A 19855-nucleotide genomic window follows, 5' to 3' on the forward strand; every position below is an offset into this window, starting at 1 on the left:
TCAACTCCCGGCACGCGCAGCGAGCACCGCCTCGTAGAGCTCCCGCTTGCTGGCCTGAGAGGATTCAGCAACCACCGCCACCGCGTCCTTGAGCCGCATACCTCCCTCAGCGAGCTCCAGCACAGCGGCCACCTGCTCCTCAGCGGAGCGCACGATGCCGTGGCTGCCGCCCACCACAACGGCGATCTCACCACGAACTTCGGAGCTGGCTGCCCACTCGTGCAGCTCCTGCAAGCTGCCGCGCAGCACCTCTTCGAAGGTCTTCGTCAGTTCTCGAGCCACCGCGGCTTTCCGTTCCGGTCCGAAACTCTCGACGAGCGCGGCCAGCATGGCTTCCAGCCGATGCGGAGCCTCAAAGAAGATCATGGTCCGCTGCTCGCCCGCCATCTGCTGCAGCTTCCCCTTGCGTTCCCCGGCTTTACGAGGCAGAAAACCTTCAAAGCTGAAACGATCGGTCGGCAGACCTGAAAGCGCCAAGGCGGTGAGCACCGCTGAGGGCCCGGGAATCGCGGTCACCCTGACCCGGGCCTCGATGGCCGCCTGCACCAGGCGATAGCCAGGATCAGAGACCGCGGGCATCCCGGCGTCGGAGACCATCAGCAGGGTGGCACCGGAGCGGACTTGCTCGATCAGCTCGGCGGTCCGGCTGAGCTCATTGTGCTCGTGATAGCTGAAAATCCGGCCACTGACCCTGATGCCGAGTGATCCTGTCAGTTTATGAAGCCTGCGGGTATCCTCCGCGGCTACCAGGTCCGCCGTCTCAAGCCACTCGATAAGCCGCGCGGAAGCGTCAGCTGGGTTCCCGATCGGGGTCGCTCCAAGAATGATCTGACCGGTGGAATCGGCTTCCCGCGAAGACTGCATGGCTCAAGCGTATCTCTCGAAGCCACCGGGAGCGCAGGCAGAGAATCTGCACGAGGCTGGACCTCCTCCCTGATTTGCAGCGTGCTGCCGGTAACATAACAGGGTGAGTCTGAACCTCAGCGATCCCGCTCCGCCGCCCTCGGGCTCTGTGAAGATCACGGAGCGCAGCTGGCTGGCTGATTCCAGGGCCGCCTTCAGCTATCGCAGCATACTGCTGAGGTTACAAGGCACTGGCTGGCGCTTTCTCGACACCCCGCTGTCGCTACGGCTCTGGTACTGGCTAGCTCCCCTGCTGACCGCTGTGATCGGCGGTGTACTGCGTTTTGTCAGACTCGGCGATCCAAAATCCCTGGTCTTCGATGAGACCTACTACGTTAAAGATGCGTACTCCATGCTGGTCAGCGGTTATGAACGCAGCTGGCCGGAGAACGCCAATGACAAGTTCAACGCCGGTGATTTCTCCGGCTTGCTCAATACCCCCGAATACGTGGTGCATCCGCCGGTGGGTAAGTGGATGATCGCCTTCGGGATGTGGCTTTTCGGGCCTTCTAACACCTTCGGCTGGCGGTTCAGCTCGGCCCTGGTCGGCACGCTGGCCATTCTGATTGTGGCGCTGCTCGCCCAGAAACTGTTCCGCTCAACGATTCTAGGCGCCATTGCAGGGCTATTACTGGCCATTGACGGTCACGCCATCGTGCAGTCCAGAACAGCTCTGCTGGACAATTTCGTGATGTTCTTCGCCCTGCTCGCGTTCGCCGCCCTGGTGATGGATCGCGACGACGGCCGAAAGCGCTTGGCCCGCCGGCTGGCCCGCAAACTGGCTTTTGAACCGCACCGCGCAGATGCCAAGATCCTGCTCTACGGCCCCTGGCTGGGCATCCGCCCCTGGCGGATCGCCGCCGCGGTCTGCTTAGGACTGTGCGCTGGAACCAAATGGTCAGGACTGTTCTTCATCGCGGGCTTCGGCTTGCTGACGGTTTTCTGGGATATCAATGCACGCCGCATCGCGGGGGTTCGGTACTGGTTCACCGGCGCCTTGTTGAAGGATTCCCCGGCGGCTTTCCTGACCATCGTCCCCGTGGCGCTGGCCACCTATCTGGCGAGCTGGACGGGATGGTTCCTCTCCTCAGATGCCTGGGGCCGGAACTGGGCGGACAACAATCCCGCACCCGCTGGCTGGGGCTGGGTTCCCGGCCCGCTAAGAGCACTCTGGAATTATCATCTGGAAGCCTATACCTTCCATACCGGCTTGGGTTCCGACCACCCTTACAAAGCCAATGCCTGGTCCTGGTTCGTGATGGGGCGACCCACCTCGTTCTACGCCGAGTACCCGGACAATCAATGTGGCTCCGATAAATGCGCGCAAGTGGTCACTTCGCTGGGCAACCCGCTGATCTGGTGGGGCGGTGCAGCAGCCGTGGTCTTCTTGATCGGTTACTGGATTCTCCGACGGGATTGGCGGGCCGGCGGCATTCTGTGCGCTTGGGCAGTCGGCTATCTGCCCTGGCTGATGTACCCGAATCGCACCATTTTCTTCTTCTACGCGATCGCCTATGAACCCTATATGATCCTGGCCATCGTGTTCTGCCTGGGCTTGATCCTCGGCCCCGAGCACTCTCCTCCCTGGCGACGGCAACACGGCGCGGTCATCGTGGGGTTCCTGGTCGTACTGGCGGTGCTGCTGAGTGCCTTCTTCTTCCCGCTCTGGACGGCGGAAACCATCACCTACGATTATTGGCGCAGCCATATGTGGATGCCGAGCTGGATTTAATGACAGATTCAATGACAGGACAGTCCGATGCATGAAGCAAGCACCGCGTTGATCGTCGATTTGCCCGAGGAGACGAACATCACCGATGTGCTCCTGGAGCGAGTGGTGAAAGCACCACGGGCTGCACTGTACGAGCGCAAAGTGGCTGATCAGTGGCAGCCGGTCAGCGCCGAGGAGTTCCTGGAGCAGGCCCGTGGTGTGGCGAAAGGCTTAGTGGCCTCCGGAATTTCAGCGGGAGACACCGTGGCAGTGATGTCCCGTACCCGCTATGAGTGGAGCGTCCTGGACTTTGCCATCTGGCTCGCCGGCGGAGTCACCGTGCCGATCTACGAGACCTCCTCGCTCAGCCAGATCGAATGGATCCTGGCCGACTCCGGGGCCACCTTGGCCGTGGTGGAAGACGCTCAGAAGTTACAGCAATTGCGCACGGTGCTGAGCCAGTCAGAGTTGCTCGGTCAAGGCCCGGTTTCACTGTGGTGCATCGAGGATGACGGCGACTCCCCGCACCTGGCTGCCCTGGTCGCCGTCGGACGCGGCATCAGCGACGAGGAGCTGGAGGCTCAGCGCCAGGTCGCCGGGCTCGATTCCGTGGCCTCGCTGGTGTACACCTCCGGAACCACCGGAAGGCCCAAAGGCTGTGAGATCACTCATGGCAACTTCGCTCTCATCGCGAAGAACACTCCCCCTTTCTTACCGGAGGTCCTCGAATCAGGGGCAAGCCGGACTCTGATGTTCCTGCCGCTGGCTCATGTCCTGGCCAGGGCCGTTCAGGTAGTCTGCCTGAGTGCCGGAACGACTCTGGGGCACACCAGCGGAGTCAGTGAACTGTTAGGCGATCTGGGGAAATTCAAGCCCAGCTTCCTGCTCTGCGTCCCTCGGATCTACGAAAAAGTCCTCGAAGGCGCCCAGCTCAAAGCCGAGGAATCCGGCCGTGGCAAGCTCTTCGACCTGGCAGTGGAAACCGCTATCAGGTTCTCCCAGCAGCTCGATTCACGCGCTCGCGGCCTCTCCAGAGGACCTTCTTTGCTGCTACGAGCGCGGCACCTGCTCTTCGATCGGTTGATCTATTCCAGATTGCGGGAGACCTTTGGCGGAGAGGTGCACTATACGGTCTCCGGCGCCAGCGCCCTGGGCTTGAAGCAAGCACATTTTTTCCGTGGCGCGGGAATCATGATCCTGGAAGGCTATGGGCTGACCGAATCCACCGCACCTTGCACCGCGAATACCCCGAGCCACACCAGAGTCGGCACCGTCGGCATTCCGCTGCCCGGCACCACGATCCGGATCGCGGACGACGGCGAGGTACTGGTCAAAGGCATCGGTGTGTTCAAGGGCTACCACGCCAATGCAGCAGCCACCGCGGAAGCCTTCGTCGATGGCTTCTTCCGAACCGGGGATCTGGGTTACCTCGATGAAGACGGCTTTCTCACCATCACCGGTCGGAAGAAAGAACTCATCGTCACCGCGGGTGGCAAGAATGTCAGCCCCGGCCCGCTGGAAGCTAGCCTGCGCGACGCGCCGTTGATCTCCCAGGCCGTGGTGGTGGGTGAAGGACAACCTTTTATCGCTGCCCTGCTAACCCTCGACGTCGAAGCCTTCGAGCGCTGGAAGAAGCAGCGCGGGCTGACCCTGGAGAGCGCCCAGGCCAATGACTCGGAAGAACTGCGCGCGGAACTCCAAAAAGCGATAGACGCCGCCAATTCCTCGGTCTCCCGAGCCGAATCAGTGCGGAAATTCGTTGTTCTGGCGCAAGATTTCACCGTTGAATCAGGCCACCTGACCCCCTCTTTGAAGGTCAAGCGAGCAGCGGTGCTCAACGACTATCGGGCTCAGATCGACGATCTCTTCCGCCGCTGACCACGGAACTAGACGGCCGCGCGCCGACCCTGGCTGGGCTTCCGGGCTTCAGCACTCGCCTGACGCCGGCGTTTGGTGGGCCAGCTGAAAGCCAGCGTCAGCGACGCTACCAGCAAGACGATGACGCCGATCGTGGCCGCAGAATCTGTCCAGAACTGCTCCGGGAACAAGCGAATCAAGGTGTCTGAGAGCTGGAAGGTCCAGGTGCCATTGGCAAAGAAGATCTGGTGGAAATCGGTGAAGAAGCGCTCCCAGCCGAGCAGGGCGAAAACCCCGATCCCGATAATGATGGCCAGGGTCGCGATCGAACCGGCGAACAGACTGCGTCGAATACCGCCCACGCTGCGCCGCGAAAGGTAGAACATTCCAACGATCATCAGGATCAGCAGCACCAACCCGATCAACATGGAAATCTGATAGACGCCCTTGACGTCGGCCATATGACTGACTTCCCCGGCCTGAAAGAGCCTGGAGCCATTGCCGCCGACCAGATCGCCCAGGAAACGCGAACCGGTGAAGTTGTTCAGGTAGTCCACCGCATAAGAACCGAAAGTCGTGCGATCGTCGGAGGAGAACCCGAAACCGTCTGCTGGAAAGCCCGGACGGTTGTACTCCACCCAGAGGAAGACCGGCGAGGCAATGGCCCTGATCGCCAGGCTCAGCAGCACGACGGGGAAGAAGACGGCAATCAGTACCTGCCAGATCCGGGGCATCAGAGGCTTGGACTGCCCGGCCTGCTCCCGTTCAGCAGCCCGGCGATCGACCTCCTCCGCGGGCGGGCGCATCGTGAGCATGGTGGTTTCGGTCGGTGGTTCTGATTTGAGCGCAGCGGGCAAGGTCTTCGCGGGGCGCATCGGCCTTACTGAGTCCTGGGCTGTGGAAGCGCCGCTCTGAATCGGCTCACTGGCCTTCGCAGATTCTGCGAGCGGCGTCACCGGGTGAGGTGTCTGCTCCGGTTGCCGAGCAGCGGGAGCAGCCGAGGGAGAAGCGGCAGCCATCCAGGAGAAAGCCGGTTCATCATCCGCTGAGTTCCGATGCTGCTCCAGTTCCTCAGCCAGTTCCTGGCTCGACTGGCTTCTCGCAGAAACCGGTGGCTGAAGCTCTGACTTCGGGCCCTCGGGTTGGCTGCTATTCGGCTTGTCTTGAGAAGGCTGCACTTTTTCACTCACCCTTCGAGGCTACCCGGCGAAGGGCGGAGGCACACGCTGCCACCCCGTGTACCCCGGAATCAGGCAGCGGCTGGTCAGCCCACGGATGCCCTTCAGCTCTCACACCGTGGGAACTCTGGCTCCGCTGTCTTCTTCCTTCAGGTCGGCACTATAGCCTGCTTTAGCCGCACGTCCGCCCAGAATCAGCGCATAACTCCAGTAGGCAGCCAGGACCAGAGCACCGATGGTGATCTTCAGCCAGACCGGCAAGGACGACGGCGTGACGAAGCCCTCCACCATGCCTGAGATCAGCAGCACCAGCGCCAGGCCTATCGCCGCGGTGATCAGCGAGCGAGCTTCGATCGCCAGCGCCTCGGAACGACGCCGGGGCCCGGGCGAGATCCAGGCCCAGAAGATTTTCAGCCCGGCGGCACCGGCGATGAAAATCGCCGTCATCTCCATCATCCCGTGCGGCAGAATATAGCTGAAGAAGACGTCGCCACGATCATAGGCGAACATCACCCCCGCCGAAGTACCCAGGCTCGAGGCATTTTCATAGAGCACCGCCGGTACAAAGAGTCCGGTGATCCCGAAAGCCACTTCCCGGGCGGCAACCCAGGCATTATTGGTCCACACCTGGCCGGCGAAGGAAGCGGCTGGGTTCTCGGAGTAGTAATTGACGAATTCCTGATCGACGTAACGGCGGAAATCGGCGTCGCTACCCATCGCTTTGAGCACCTCAGGGGTATTTGCCACCCACACGCCGTAGAACAGAGCGACCAGCAGAAAAGCCACAGCGATCGACACGGTGAGCCAGCGAAGCCGATAGAACGCTACCGGCAGTGTCACGACGAAAAAAGCTGCAAAGTCTTCGAGGGCGTTGGACCGGGCGCCGGTGAACCGGGTCCGGGCACGAGCCAGTAAGGTCGAAAGAGAGGCGGAAAGTGCGTTCTCCGGAGCGACCGAGCGAATCATCGAAAGATGAGTCGAGGTGCTCTGATACAACTTGAGCAACTCATCGGCTTCCACGCCGCTGAGCCTGCGCCGAGCAGCGAGCTCCTTCAACCGTGCCCATTCCTCACGGTGCACTATGGTGAAGGCGTCCAGATCCACAACACCACCCTACTTGATGGCTCGGCTAGCCGAGCTAATTCGCATAGGCTAGTCGGCATGAGCAGCATCGTCACGGGAGAAGCCGTCGTTCTTGAACTGCGCCCGGCTTCATTCGCCGCCCGAGGCCTAGGCGCTTTGATCGATCTGCTCGCCACCGTGGTGGCTTACTACCTCAGCCTGATGTTCATCTTCAACTTCGTCCGCGACATCGATAGGGCTGCCGGCACCGCGATCGTCACCAGCATGCTGGTGTTCTTCACCGTGATCGTGCCGATCACCGTGGAGACGCTGACTCGGGGAAAATCTCTCGGGAAATACGCTATGGGCCTGCGCATCGTGCGTGACGACGGTGGGTCCATTCGTTTTCGGCAGGCCTTGGTCAGGGGCCTGTTGGGATCCTTCGAGTTCTATATGACCTTCGGCACCGTCGCCTTCCTGGTCTCGATCCTCAATCAGAGGTCGAAGCGCCTAGGCGATATTGCTGCCGGCACCTACTCGATGCGAGAACGAGTGCCACCCACCCCGCTGATGGTGCTGAACACCCCACCCTATTTGCGGGCCTGGGCGCAACTCGCCGATATCGGCAGGCTGCCGGATGGCTTGGCCAGACGGATCTCGCAATTTCAACAGCAAGCGGCAAAGATGACGCCGCTCTCACGCGATAACCTCGCGAGGTCTCTCGCCGATGAAGTGAGCGCCTGGGTCTCCCCGCCACCGCCCGCCGGAACCATGCCAGATGCATTCCTTATCGCGGTCTCCGCAGAGCGCAGAGATCGAGATTTCCGCCGGCTGACCGCCGCCAAAGAGCGCTCTGATCAGCTCGGATCCAGGCTCAGCCGGCTGCCCTTTGAGTAGTCGGAAAAACGCCCGCCCCTGAACGCGATAGCCGAATGATTTCGGGATAGTGCACTGTCACCGCAGCGGGCCATCCCACATCATGAAATAGCTTCTGAATCGCTCAGCGCCAGCGGGCCAAGGGTACTTCGCGGAACACCGTCGAGTGGAGAGGGATATCAGCGTGAGGCGTACTGCTTGAACGGGATATTCCAGTCTCCGAAGCCGTCGTCATTGGCGATGGTCTCCTTCGTGGTGCTGTTGCTGACGTGCACCACGGAACCGAAGAGGAAGTTATCGAACATGAACTTGGCGTTCTCCGCGTCCATGCCGATGCAGCCATGCGAGAGATTGGTCTGGCCGATATAGGGAAGCGCACTGTCGGTGGCCTGATGGATGAACTCACCGCTCAAGCTGAGTCTGGTGGCGTGCCGAACCGTGATGGTTCCGTAGTCGGCCGGATCTCCCGGTTTCAGGCCGATCGTGGAAGCCTTGAAGACAGCTGGGTCTTGCTTATCCCGCAGTACCACCAGGTAGCCGGATGCTGAAGGGAACCTCAGATCGCCCATGGTGACCGGAATGGTACGAACCAGCTTGTCGTTGACGTAGTACTTGGCCACATGCGCCGCAGCGTCAGCTTCGAGGACCTGCTTATCGCCGACCTTCATCGTGATGGTCTTATTGAAATTGCCGATCTGGCCATTGCCGAAATCCACCCCGAAGAGTTTCATATCGATGGTGACCGTGCTGCCGGCCTTCCAGAAGGTCTCCGGACGGTATCGCAATTTTTCATTGCCGTACCAGCGGAAAGCGCCGACCTGGCCCGAGGTGGAGCTGATCTTAATGGCTTTTTCCACAGCTGCCTTATTGAGCACCGGCTCGCTGAAGTTCAATTCCACCGGCTGGCCCACACCGACCACTGAACCGTCGGGAACATAGCTCCAGGCATCGGCTTCATTGCCTTCCGGCACAGTGCTGAAGGTCTGGCTCTTCGTGGTTTCCCGATTGGCCTGATCGACCACGGTGTAGTTGTAGGTATAGCTGGTGTTGAACTTCAAGGGCGCGCCAGCGGTCCAGGTTGAACCGTCGGCGCTGACGCTGCCCTTCACCGCGGCACCGGTGGTGTCATCCACCAGACTGACGTTCTTCACCGTGCCATTGGTCGCCTTCACCACGGCAGGGGTTGCCGGATTGACCGCGGCGGCGCCATCGGCCGGAGTCACGCCGAGCACCATGGGCTTGATCACCGGGGCGACCAGAGAAGGCTCGTTATTGGCCGGTTTCTGGGCCTCCGAGGCAATCGTGTTGTTCGCCCAGGTCGGCACGGTTGCCGCACCGACGCCGCCGGCCACCGCAAGAACGCAGACACCGGCGATCACGCCGATCTTCCAGCCCTTGCGGTTCTTCTTAACCTGTCCGACTTCAGTCATGCCCAACTCCCCGCACCACAGCCCACACCAATAAATCCGGCAAAAATGTATATCTTATTTTAGCTCAGGATCGGCGATGCCCGGTGCCACGACGTGTCTCAGTAGGGCAACAAAACCCTGTGAAATATCAGTACCGGTACTGCTCGGGCTTATAGGGCCCCGCGACGTCGATATCGAGGTACTCGGCCTGTTCCTTGCTCAGTTCGCTGAGCTCGGCACCGAGTGCGTCCAGGTGCAGGCGGGCCACCTTCTCGTCCAGGATCTTGGGCAGCACATAAACCTGATTCTCATACTCGTCTTCACCGTGCTTGGTGAAGAGCTCGATCTGCGCCATGGTCTGGTTGGTGAAGGAATTGCTCATCACAAAGGAGGGGTGTCCGGTGGCATTGCCCAAATTGAGCAGTCGCCCCTCGGAGAGCACGATGATGGAACGCTCCTCGGGCTGCCCGGCGTCGAAAACCCATTCGTGCACCTGCGGCTTGATCTCGGTCTTGCGCACCCCGGTCACCCGGCCCAGACCAGCCATATCGATTTCATTGTCGAAATGACCGATATTGCCCACAATGGCCTTGTTCTTCATGGCGAGCATCTGATCAGCCATGATGACATCCTTATTGCCCGTGGTGGTGATGAAGATATCGCCCTGGTCGATCACCGAATCGAGCTTGGCCACCTGGTAGCCGTCCATGGCTGCCTGCAAAGCGCAGATCGGGTCGATCTCGGTGACGATCACTCGTGCACCCTGGCCGCGGAGGGCTTCCGCGGCGCCCTTTCCGACGTCGCCATAACCGCAGACGACGGCGACCTTGCCGCCGATCAGCACGTCGGTCGCCCGGTTCAGGCCATCGGGAAGCGAGTGCCGGATGCCGTACTTATTGTCGAACTTGCTCTTGGTCACCGAGTCATTGACGTTGATCGCGGGGAACAGCAGCTTGCCCTGCTCCGCCAGCTGGTACAGCCGGTGCACCCCGGTGGTGGTCTCCTCCGTGACGCCCTGAATCTGCGCCGCGATCTTGGTCCATTTCTGCGGGTCCTCAGCACGAGCTGTGCGCAATCGCTGCAGGAAGATCAGCCACTCTTCGGAGTCGTCCTCGGCATCGGAGGGAATCCAACCGGCCGCCTCGAATTCCACGCCCTTATGCACCAGCATGGTAGCGTCCCCGCCATCGTCGAGGATCATATTCGGGCCGAGTTCAGGATTCTCAGCGGCTCCTGGCCAGCTCAGGATCTGGTCAGCGGTCCACCAGTACTCTTCGAGGGTCTCGCCCTTCCAAGCGAAGACCGGCACGCCGGCGGGGTTCTCCACGGTGCCTTGACCTACGACGACGGCGGCAGCCGCCTCGTCCTGGGTTGAGAAAATATTGCAGGAGGCCCAGCGCACCTCAGCGCCCAACGCGACCAGAGTCTCGATCAGCACGGCGGTCTGCACGGTCATATGCAGTGAACCGGCGATTCGCGCGCCCTTGAGCGGCTTAATCTCGCCGAATTCCGCTCGAAGCGCCATCAGGCCAGGCATCTCGTGCTCAGCGAGCCGAATTTGGTGCCGACCTGCTTCCGCTAAGGAAATATCGGCAATTTTGTAATCAAAGGACACAAGAACTCCTCAGGCGCTTTCGCCATCACGGTGTGGGATTGAACGGTGTTCTGCGGGTAGCAAGTTGGCGATGCCTTCTTGAATCGGATACCTCAGCAGTTGACCGGCTGCATCGGGGGTATCGCTCACCAATTCGTCGTTTTCCTGGTGTAAGCGACCACCGCTCACCGGGCAACGGAGAATGCTCAGCAAACTACTTTGCAGATAGGACATTTTTCTAGCCTACTGCCTTCGTTCAGTCCCGAAGAATCCTCAGGTGCCCGCGCCTGCTGGCGTGGCTGGGGGCTCCACCGCGTTCGGTGGGTGACTCCAGGGGCGTCCGGATACCACGCTGCGCTATACCCGCACTCGGTCCCTCATCTTCCGGCGCGGCAGCGGCCTCTCGAACCGCGTCAGCGAGGGCCAAAAGATCATCGGGGTTCGGCGGAGGCGGGGTATCCGGCAGCGCCAAGCGGAGCACTTCCCAGCCACGTGGAGCGGTGAGTCGCTCAGCGTGCAGAGCACACAAATCGTAACTATGCGGTTCCGCGTAGGTGGCTAATGGGCCGAGCACCACGGTGGAATCAGCGTAGACATAAGTCAGCGTGGCCACCGCGGATCGCTGGCAACCGGAACGTGAACACTGACGCATCTTTCCCACGAATATGTAGCCTACCCTCCTGATGGCCGGTTGTCCGGGCACGTTGAGTTCAACGGCACGCGCCGTACTCAAAGTCGACCGAAAAGAACGATTGGGACTAGCATCTAAATATGCAGTTCGCGCGAGTTGAAGGATGGCAGATCCGGCTCTCAACGTCGCCTCTCGACGAGGCTCCGAAGGCGGCCGGACGCAGGGCTTTCCGGGCCCGGCATCGTGATCGGCACGGTCGCGGGCTGAGAGGGCAGTTGCTCTTGCCACCGTTGCCCGGAGCGCGCAGCAGATCTGAACGATTCGACGATCTGGTCGGTGAATCAGCGGACCGTCTGGAAGACATCTGGGGTGCCGCGATGGACCGTTTGCAGTTCGCCGTGGAAGAGATCCCCGGTGATCTGGAGACCCTGATGCTGCTCGGCGAGGCTCCTCCTTTGGCGGCTTTCCGTCCGGCACAGGACCGGGAACCGGCCACCATCACGGTGTATCGCAGGCCCATTCTGCAAAACACTGAAACCGAGGAAGAACTCAGAGAAGTAGTTCACGACGCCGTCGTCGAGCAGGTGGCCGGTTACCTGAATCTCAGCCCGGAAGCCGTTGACCCCAGTTATGGCAGGATGCGGCGCTTCTAAACGATGTCCGTGCTGCAACGGCGACGGATCTTAGCCCGAAAGAATCAGTATCCCAGGGCGATCTGCATACTCGGCTGGTTCACCACACTGCGCGGGATGCCGATGATCGCCAGTCCATTTCCTCCGGCCTGAGTGACCACTTGCGCACCGTACACCGCATCACCGTTGGCCGAAACCAAGAACCCGGCGACGCCTGGACCGGCCAGCTGCGCCGGATCGACCATGACGGTGGTGCCGGCCTTCACATCGAGGCTTTTCGCGGCCAGTATTCCGCCATTGCGCAGGATCGGGGTGAGTGCCAGCTTGGCCGCTCCACCGGGAGCGCTGAAGCTCAGCTTGCTAGCTGCCCCGGAGGGCAGCACGATGACTTGGCTGTCGGTGATCTTGGCTGCGGCAGCGGAACTGGCCAGGTCGATGGCCTCGCCGGTCTTGCTGCCGCGGACGCTGCGGACCGATGCGGTCATCTGGGCGTCCGCGTTCAGATCGACTGTGTAATTGCCCGCCGGTAAACCGCTCAAAGGCAGCTCCGTAACAGATCCTGCTTTGGCCGTGAAAACACCACCATTAGGCAGCGCGACCGGCCCGCCCTGCCCGTACACCTTGACCTGGACGACCGTGTCGCTACCACCCGGTACCGCCACCTGAAGAGTGCTCTGGGCATCTTGATAACCCGATTGGCCCGCTATCTTACTCGCCAGTGCAGGGTCCAAGGCCTGAATGCCGGTGATCACTTGCCGCTGGTTCGGGGCCGCTGCCGGGCTCAGATTCTCCACCCCACCGGAGGTGAGCCCGCGCAGCACAGACTGCTGGATCACGGCAGCCACCGGGCCGCCCGTGGAACGCAGATGCACCGCGAGCTCTTTCTGCCCCGGCGCCAGCCCAGCCAGCACGATCGCCCTATTGGTTCCGGGTGCCACCAGGAGACCTCGAGCCCCAGGGCTCTGAACCTGGCCGGAAGCCCCGTAAAGATCCAGATTGATGGTTGCCGGAGTGGCAGAGGAGTTCGAAATATTCAGAATCGCGGTGCGCCCGACTTCGGTGCTTGCGCCCACCAACCACAGATCATTCGAGGGAGCCTGACAGCTGCTGCCCGCCAGACCTTGCAAATCGCCGTCCTGCGCGCTGAAGACCTGTACCGCACCGGCCGGGGTTCTCCGATCATTGACCGGATCTGCCCTGAGCACTGAGGGGACAGCCACATTCTTCGCCGGCAGCCCGGCGGCCTTTCCGAGCGAGGGAGCCGCACCGGGGGTCGGACTGGGAGTGGCATTGGGCTGGCTGGAGATTTTGGCGAGCGGGGAAGCCTCCGGGCTCAAGCTCACCAGGGAGCTAGTGGGGAGTGTCGATTGATCGTCACTGAGCACCAAGGCGGAGATCTGATTACTGGAGGTAGAGGAAGCGGGAGAGAACTGGGGATCCGTGCCAGCGCCGGAACTTTGCAATAACTGGGCCGGGCCCACGCAATTCGTCACGGTCTGACCGGCCGGTAACTGAGCGGACTGCACGTCAAAGGGCTTAGCAGCGGCCGGTCCGGGAAACACACTGCCCGCCGCCACCAAAACTGCTGCGACCAGTGTGATGCCAGCCCCGCTAACGACTCCCCAGGCGGCAACTGCCCCAGCTTTCTTGGCTTGTCGCCTCTTGCCTGTGGTCTCAGTGGCCTTGGCTTCAGTGGCTTTCGTCTCGGGATCTTTCACCTCGGAATGATCATTAGTCTCAGAGCGATTCATCGTCGTCCTCCGTGGCAGCATTTTCCCGGCCGGGTCGCTGACGGGAAGCCGCCAATCTCAGGGCACGAGCCTGGCTCGCCCGCCCCCGACCAGCGGGCATCGGGATGGCAAGCAGCAAGGTTACCGCGAGCACCGCGAGCTGGGCCACCGCCCACCAGAGAGCCCAGGGCTGCTCATAGTGAACCTCCAGTTGACCGCCGGTGGCGGGTAATTGGAAGGCCTGGGCCCATTCCGAACCGGCTGGCGCCGGAACAGCAGTGAGTTTCTGTCCATTCAGCGAAGCACTCCAGCCGGGATCAGAACGCTCGGCCAGGACGAGTAAGCGCCCTTCAGCTCCCTCAGCCAGCGTGGTATCCACCTTCTCGAAATTCGAGGGCAGATACCTCAGCGTGCCGCCCTTTCCATCATCGATGCGCACCCGGCCCACGGTATCCGGCGTAGTGCTGGAGTTCCCCGTGGTATCTGTTTTCACCACCACGGGAGGCACTCGCCAGAGCCAGCCCTGATCCGTCGGGCCGACCGCGGCCAATCCAGGAACCGCATCGATCTGGCTCGCGAGCAGTTCAGCGGAGGTGTCGCCATTGCGCAGCACCACATACCCGACGCCGAGGCTATTGAGTTGGGGTACCGGATTGACGCCCGTCCCGGCGACGATGGCCGCAACCGCACTTCGTACCGCAGCATTGACTGGATCATCCTTGGCAATACTCTCAGCGGTCGGCAGGCCGCTGATCCCCTGGGCTTCAGCGATCGTGGAGAGCGCGTCCAGAGTGGTTCCACCGCCGCGCATCAAGGTCGCGGAAAAACCGCCGTCGTCACTGACGGAGATCACCAGCGAACGGCTTTGATCAGGGCCAAGACCTCGATCGGTCGCGGTCGCCGGCAGGCTATGCGCACTACCCGCTTGCAGCGAAGTTGAACCGTTGAGATTCTGCACGGTCCACAGACCGAGCGAAAGCAGCGGAGAGAGCAGCAAGAGCACAGTGAGTACTCCGGCGACCGCTCGGGGCAACCCCCGGCCCTTCACGCCGTCCGCTGATCTCCAGCGTTGCACACCATCCAGACCAACTACCGCTGCTGCCAAAAGCGCAAAAATCGCCACCGACACCGCGGGGCCACTGTAAGGGGTGACCAGCTCACCCGAGCCCAGAGCGGTGCCGATCATCCCACTGGCGTAGCCGAGGGCAAGCGCCAGCAGAGCCACTAGCCAGAGCACTCGAACCGTGACCGGCCGATGCTTCGGCCAGACCAGTGCCGCTACCGCGAGCAATACCAACGGAGCACCGACCACCAGAGCGAAGAGCCAGGCCCACGGGAACCCAGGGCTGAGCCAATTCACCCCGGCGAGCACTGAATTCTGCTCGATGTTCTCTGGCTGACCCAATATCTGCAACCAGCTCGGTGCGTTGCGGAAGCTCAGCGGCACACCCGGATCGCTCAGAATAGCGCGGGGACGATCCAAGGTAGACAGAATAAAAGGCAGGAAGAGAACAGCACTGGGCAGCAGGGTCCACCACAGGGTGCGGGCCCGTCTGCCGCCGAAGACCATCAGCAGGATCACCAGTATGACGGCGAGCGGCAGTAAACTCGGTGCACTCGCGGTTACGATCGCCAGCCCCAGTCCCGCAGCCGCGGCAGCTGTCCAGGAAACCCGGGCCTGCACCCCGGCTTTGGTGAGCGGCAGAACAACATCGGCAGCTGACTCAGAGGTGTACCTGGCGCGCGCTGCGCCCATCGCCCTGATGAAACCCAGGAAGACCCAAGGGATCAGCAGATGCGCGATCAGCGCCCCCAGCCGGCCCTCGTTGAGTGAGAGCAGGAAAACTGGAACCCCGGCCCAGATCAGTGCGGCCAGGAAACGCGGCCAGCGGCTTTTGGAGAGCGCCCCGGCGCACAGCCACGCCCCCAGCCCGGCGAGCGGCAAAGCCAGCAGGATGAGCCAGACCACTGCCGCGGAACCATTACCGAAACCGAGGACCCCCAGGATCCACAACACCAGGTCAAAAGGTTCGCCGTGCCCCGGCCAGCCCGCGCCCAGGCTGACCCACCAACTCGTGGCATGGTGCCAGATCTCAGTCAAACTGCTCGAAAGCGGCAGCAGCGCGCCGCCGCTGAGCGCCTCAGCTCCGATGAACTTGACGAGAGCGACCGCAGCGACTGCGGCCAGCAGAATGACGGCGGCTACCGCGCCTGCGCCTACCCAGAGCCTTCTCGAAGTGGTCAGCGCGGCGAAGTCGTCGTTGGCATCGCCGGAAGGAATGTATTCGCTGGTTTCCAGAGGATCGTCTTCATCCTGGCCGGCCCCGGTCAACGATTCCAGCAGCGCCCGACGATAGCTTCGTACATCTGAACTGCTGATTTGCAGACCGTGGATGACTGATCGCGATACCCTGCGCGTTCGATTCGCCACGGCACGCCCGCGAAAAAACGCTCCAGGCCTGAAGAGCGCGGCCACTGTGGCGCTGAGCTGGCGGAAGCCGTGACCCGGGTCCTTGAAGAGGAACCCGGCGAATAGCCGGTAAAGTCCGCCGAGCAAGGCACCGAGCCAGAGGAAAGGCACCTGCCACCAACGTGCGTGTTTGAGACGGAGATGGATTTCCGATTTACGCGCCGCCTGCAGAGTGTTGTTATCGCCCGGACGATTCCTGACGTGCAGCATCCGCGCACTGGGAACCACCACCACGCGATGCCCAGCTAGGCGATTACGCCAGCACAGGTCGATATCATCGCCCACCCCCGGCAGAGCCGGATCGAAGCCACCGAGCGCAATCCAGACGTCTCGCCGCACCAGCATGCCCGCTGAGTTGACGGCGAACATATCGCTGCGGCCATCGTATTGTCCTTGATCCTGCTCATCGTGCTCGATCATGGTGAGCCGCTCGCCCCAGTGCGAGGTGCTCAGACCGACGTCGATCAAGCTTCGTTGATCGTCCCAGTCCAGTTGTTTACAACCGGCAATGGTCACCGAAGGGGCTCGCTCGACGGCCTTCAGCAGCTCCCCGAGAGCCTGAGGTTCGGGAGCCGAATCATCATGCAGCAGCCAGAGGAATTCGGTTTCCGGGGAATCACTCGCGCGGGACAGTTTCTCTAATCCAGCATTGACCGCTGTGCCGAAACCGCTGACTTCCCGGTTTCCGAGGACCAGAACCTGACCCTCCCCCAGGGAATCCCTGAGCAGCGAAGCCGAGGCGTCCCTGGAACCGGCGTCAATAGCGATGACCCGGTCGATGGCTCGGCTTTGAGCTTTCAGGGCTTCTAACGTCCGGGGTAAATACGCAGAGCCGTTGTGGGAGACCACAACGGCTGTGACGCGGATCGAGTCAGAAATTAGACCGCTCGCTTCCGTAACCGACGACGCTCTCGTTCCGAGAGTCCGCCCCAGATGCCAAATCTTTCATCGTTGGACAAAGCGTATTCCAGGCACTGCGCCCGGACATTGCAAGAACCGCAAACTTTTTTCGCGTCCCGCGTGGAGCCGCCCTTCTCGGGGAAGAAGGCTTCTGGATCAGTCTGCGCGCACAGTGCATCGGTCTGCCAACCGAGTTCCCCTTCGTCGGCTGGGTCGCCGACCGAGATGCCCGGCAGGCCGATCCAGATGGCCTGGCTTTCGGTGGCGGGTGCGGGGCGGCTGAGGTCCAGCCCGGACTCCGCTTCCCAGAGCTCCTCGGCGGATGCGCCCCCTCCGGCGAGAGCTTCATGCTCGGCGAGGAAGGCCGTCGCGGCGTCTTCCAGTGAGTCTTGCTCGGCGGCCCGGTAGCGCTCGGCGGCCTCCGGATCAGCCGGATCGACGTACCAGTCACTGGGAACACCGCGTGACCGGTAGACCGAGGCTGCCTGGGCGGCAATCGCGGATTCGTCGTCGAACGCCTGATCCCGTCCTTCCGCAGTGCTTGCACTACGCTCGGCGTGTCCCATGCTGGTCCTCCTGGTCGTACCGCAGCGTATTGCTTTGGTCTTGCTGGATTGAATCGCTGTTGCAAGTTGGTTTGCTGCGGCTTTCGTCTTCTAATTACAACGGTGTAATACGATGCCCGTCAAGTGCAAGGCAGGAATTTTAGCCAGCTTCGGAGGTAATTCTCAGATACGCCACGCCCGGGATTTTATGATCAGTTCAGGCGTGTTGAGGAAATCTGGTTAGTCCTTCAGCTCGAGAAATCTTTTAAGGCGACTGTTACCCGTTGCCGAGCACCTATCCCCACTGAAAACAGGGTTTCGATGGGCCAAACTGCTCCACCCCGGTGAAACGCTCATTCAAAGGGCCTAGCTACAGGTTCCGCTGAGCTACGCGAACCAGTGCGGGCACTCCGCGGGTTAAACTCACTAGATCCAGCCACAACGGTAACCACCGTCCGTCACCTTGGAGATAGATGAACCCCCTCGATATCATGCTGAACCGCTTTCGCACTGAGTCCCCTGGTTCGCCGAGACTCACTTGGTACGGAACCGATGGTGCACGCATCGAGCTCTCCGGAAAGGTGTTGGATAACTGGGTCGCCAAAACCTCGAATTTCCTCACGGAAGAGTTCGATTTCGGTCCGGACTCGGTGCTGCGGGTTGCGCTGCCGGCGCATTGGAAATCGCTGTGCCTCGTGCTCGGCGCGCTGGGCTGCGGAGGAACCGTGAGCGATCAGCAGCCCGGTGACCTTCTGGCGAGTTCGGAGCCGGAGCAGATCGGCAGTGCCACCGGTCCGACGATAGCTGTCGCTCTTGGCGCCCTTGCCCTGCAATGGGAGGGCGAACTACCCGCGCAAGCCCAGGACTACGCGGCGGAAGTGAGAATGTTCGCCGATGCCTTTGAGAGGTTCTCGGACCCCGACCAGCATCAATTGGCCCTCGAGTTCGCTGATTACAGCGAGCAGTATGCACGGTTGCCGCAATTAACCGAAGAGTTGCTAGGAAAAATCACTGCGGAGCCCGCGCGAATCTGCTTGAACGCTGAGCACGGTCTAGCGAAAGTAGTGCGTCAGGCACTGGCTAGCTGGCAGAGCGGCGGTTCGGTGGTACTCGCAGAGCAGGCGGAACTGATCACCGAAAGGATGCTGTCCATGGAGGGAGCGGTTCAGCTCTGATTGACGTCAGCTTCAGCGACCGAACAAGTCGAGAACTAGTGTGCCTGCTTTGAGTTTTCGATAATTTCATGATCATGCTGATACTCGGGCTCCGCATCAAGCTCAGCGTTGAATACCCAGAAACGGTAGGCGAAAAACCTGAATAAAGTCCCAAGGATCAACCCCACAACACTTCCTGCGATGAAGAGCGAAGTCTTGTCGTTTAGATCCAGAACGTATTTAGCGAACCAAACACATCCCGATGCGATTAACAGCCCAACAACGTTCATCACAGCGAACATAATTGCCTCACGCACCGGATTCGCCTGTTTGCGATGCCGGAAGGTCCAAAAACGATTTGCAACCCAGGAGAAGATACTCGCAACGATGGTTGCTATCGCTTTGGCCCACACCTCACTACCGTGCATCGGTCCGCTGAAAAGCCAGATAAAGATCGCGCTATCAATGACGAAGCCAATCGCGCCAACGATGCCAAATTTGGCAACCTCGCGCCAAAGCAGTTGAACCAGGCCGCGGGCTCGCTGCAATATCGACTTCACGATATTCCTCCAGGGTATTTAGTGCATGAACACATCGATCTGGTGTCCAGGTCAGAAATAAGCAGTGGCCCATAGACCAACTGCCCATCTTACTACCCCCGCCCATGAGCCGTGCCCAGCCCGTGCATCTCAGGCAGCTGGTGCATTATCAGATGCACAGACCGGGCACTTAGTCATGACCGGCAGCTACAACACGTCATTGATCCCGCAGTCAGCGCTAAGCGAGACTCAGCAGTAGCCAATGGCGAAGGCGTTCGTGACCCAATCCCAAGGTGCCGCGCCGGGCACGTTAGTTCCAATATCGTGGATTCCCGGACCAAGGCACTTGGTCTCATTACCAATGATGTGATCGATCTGAATCTTGACTGTGTTGTTTTGACAGTGGTTGTACACGGCAATAATTCCGTCCATGTAAAAACCACATCTCTGGGCGGCAGCTGGCACTGCTGCCGACATCTGTGCAGTACCCACCAGCAGCCCCGATCCAAGCACAGCTGCTGCCAGTACGGTTGTTGCAGTTCGTTTCAAGCTCATATGTTCCCCTTCATCAGATCTTCACCTCATGATTGAGGCAACAGAGAAACCAAACCATACGGCTCTGACAAGATTCGTCAAATACTCAATTCTGTAGATTAAATTATCG

The 19855-nt window shown here is 60.9% G+C and carries 17 protein-coding genes; 5 read left to right on the top strand and 12 right to left on the bottom strand.

Annotated features, from left to right (window positions below; all coding sequences use genetic code 11):
- On the bottom strand, positions 1-864 hold the full coding sequence (gene rsmI, locus ABDK06_RS12420; protein WP_394941468.1) for a 16S rRNA (cytidine(1402)-2'-O)-methyltransferase: 864 nt from the start codon (positions 862-864) through the stop codon (positions 1-3).
- Between the two features lie 103 nt (positions 865-967).
- On the opposite strand from rsmI, the gene ABDK06_RS12425 reads away from it, so the two are divergent.
- Complete coding sequence (locus ABDK06_RS12425) at positions 968-2635, top strand: dolichyl-phosphate-mannose--protein mannosyltransferase (RefSeq protein WP_394941470.1); 1668 nt, start codon at positions 968-970, stop codon at positions 2633-2635.
- 27 nt (positions 2636-2662) lie between these two features.
- A complete protein-coding gene (locus ABDK06_RS12430) occupies positions 2663-4492 on the top strand; it encodes an AMP-dependent synthetase/ligase (protein ID WP_394941472.1) in 1830 nt (609 codons plus the stop codon).
- A gap of 8 nt (positions 4493-4500) precedes the next feature.
- Here ABDK06_RS12430 and ABDK06_RS12435 read toward each other — a convergent pair whose 3' ends face one another.
- Both ABDK06_RS12435 and ABDK06_RS12440 read right to left on the bottom strand, forming a co-directional pair.
- Positions 4501-5661, bottom strand: coding sequence for a TIGR01906 family membrane protein (locus ABDK06_RS12435; protein ID WP_394941474.1), 1161 nt, complete (start codon positions 5659-5661; stop codon positions 4501-4503).
- Positions 5662-5760: 99 nt separating this feature from the next.
- Positions 5761-6753 (bottom strand): stage II sporulation protein M, encoded by a 993-nt coding sequence (locus ABDK06_RS12440; protein ID WP_394941476.1) that lies wholly within the window; start codon positions 6751-6753, stop codon positions 5761-5763.
- A gap of 57 nt (positions 6754-6810) precedes the next feature.
- Between ABDK06_RS12440 and ABDK06_RS12445 the strand changes: the two genes are divergently transcribed.
- Positions 6811-7608 carry an RDD family protein gene (locus tag ABDK06_RS12445; protein WP_394941478.1) on the top strand — a complete coding sequence of 266 codons (798 nt, stop codon included), beginning with the start codon at positions 6811-6813 and terminating at the stop codon, positions 7606-7608.
- Between the two features lie 158 nt (positions 7609-7766).
- Here ABDK06_RS12445 and ABDK06_RS12450 read toward each other — a convergent pair whose 3' ends face one another.
- From ABDK06_RS12450 to ABDK06_RS12465, 4 genes are all read right to left on the bottom strand, one after another.
- Positions 7767-9017: a L,D-transpeptidase gene (locus tag ABDK06_RS12450; protein ID WP_394941480.1), complete on the bottom strand. Its 1251-nt coding sequence runs from the start codon at positions 9015-9017 to the stop codon at positions 7767-7769.
- 127 nt (positions 9018-9144) lie between these two features.
- Positions 9145-10611 (bottom strand): adenosylhomocysteinase, encoded by a 1467-nt coding sequence (gene ahcY / locus ABDK06_RS12455; protein ID WP_394941482.1) that lies wholly within the window; start codon positions 10609-10611, stop codon positions 9145-9147.
- Positions 10612-10620: 9 nt separating this feature from the next.
- Positions 10621-10824, bottom strand: coding sequence for a Trm112 family protein (locus tag ABDK06_RS12460; RefSeq protein WP_394941484.1), 204 nt, complete (start codon positions 10822-10824; stop codon positions 10621-10623).
- A gap of 22 nt (positions 10825-10846) precedes the next feature.
- Complete coding sequence (locus ABDK06_RS12465) at positions 10847-11251, bottom strand: DUF3499 domain-containing protein (protein ID WP_394941486.1); 405 nt, start codon at positions 11249-11251, stop codon at positions 10847-10849.
- 110 nt (positions 11252-11361) lie between these two features.
- Here ABDK06_RS12465 and ABDK06_RS12470 point away from each other — a divergent pair, with 110 nt between their 5' ends.
- Complete coding sequence (locus tag ABDK06_RS12470; protein WP_394941488.1) at positions 11362-11874, top strand: metallopeptidase family protein; 513 nt, start codon at positions 11362-11364, stop codon at positions 11872-11874.
- A gap of 44 nt (positions 11875-11918) precedes the next feature.
- Here ABDK06_RS12470 and ABDK06_RS12475 read toward each other — a convergent pair whose 3' ends face one another.
- The 3 genes from ABDK06_RS12475 to ABDK06_RS12485 are packed head-to-tail and all read right to left on the bottom strand — an operon-like array spanning position 11919 to position 17519.
- Positions 11919-13604: a DUF5719 family protein gene (locus ABDK06_RS12475; protein WP_394941490.1), complete on the bottom strand. Its 1686-nt coding sequence runs from the start codon at positions 13602-13604 to the stop codon at positions 11919-11921.
- The gene (locus tag ABDK06_RS12480) at positions 13591-16902 is read right to left on the bottom strand and encodes a glycosyltransferase (RefSeq protein ID WP_394941492.1); all 3312 of its coding nucleotides are present in this window, start codon (positions 16900-16902) and stop codon (positions 13591-13593) included. The genes ABDK06_RS12475 and ABDK06_RS12480 overlap by 14 nt, the downstream gene beginning before the upstream one ends.
- A 29-nt stretch (positions 16903-16931) precedes the next feature.
- Positions 16932-17519, bottom strand: coding sequence for a WhiB family transcriptional regulator (locus ABDK06_RS12485; RefSeq protein ID WP_394941494.1), 588 nt, complete (start codon positions 17517-17519; stop codon positions 16932-16934).
- 452 nt (positions 17520-17971) lie between these two features.
- On the opposite strand from ABDK06_RS12485, the gene ABDK06_RS12490 reads away from it, so the two are divergent.
- Positions 17972-18673, top strand: coding sequence for a TIGR03089 family protein (locus tag ABDK06_RS12490; RefSeq protein ID WP_394941496.1), 702 nt, complete (start codon positions 17972-17974; stop codon positions 18671-18673).
- A 35-nt stretch (positions 18674-18708) separates the two neighbouring features.
- On the opposite strand, the gene ABDK06_RS12495 is transcribed toward ABDK06_RS12490, so the two are convergent.
- Complete coding sequence (locus tag ABDK06_RS12495) at positions 18709-19215, bottom strand: GtrA family protein (protein ID WP_394941938.1); 507 nt, start codon at positions 19213-19215, stop codon at positions 18709-18711.
- 225 nt (positions 19216-19440) lie between these two features.
- Positions 19441-19746 carry a DUF6355 family natural product biosynthesis protein gene (locus tag ABDK06_RS12500; RefSeq protein ID WP_394941498.1) on the bottom strand — a complete coding sequence of 102 codons (306 nt, stop codon included), beginning with the start codon at positions 19744-19746 and terminating at the stop codon, positions 19441-19443.
- Between the last annotated feature and the right edge of the window lie 109 nt (positions 19747-19855).

Origin of the sequence: Psychromicrobium ferritrahens (assembly GCF_043789415.1) — a bacterium.
GTDB lineage: Bacteria > Actinomycetota > Actinomycetes > Actinomycetales > Micrococcaceae > Renibacterium.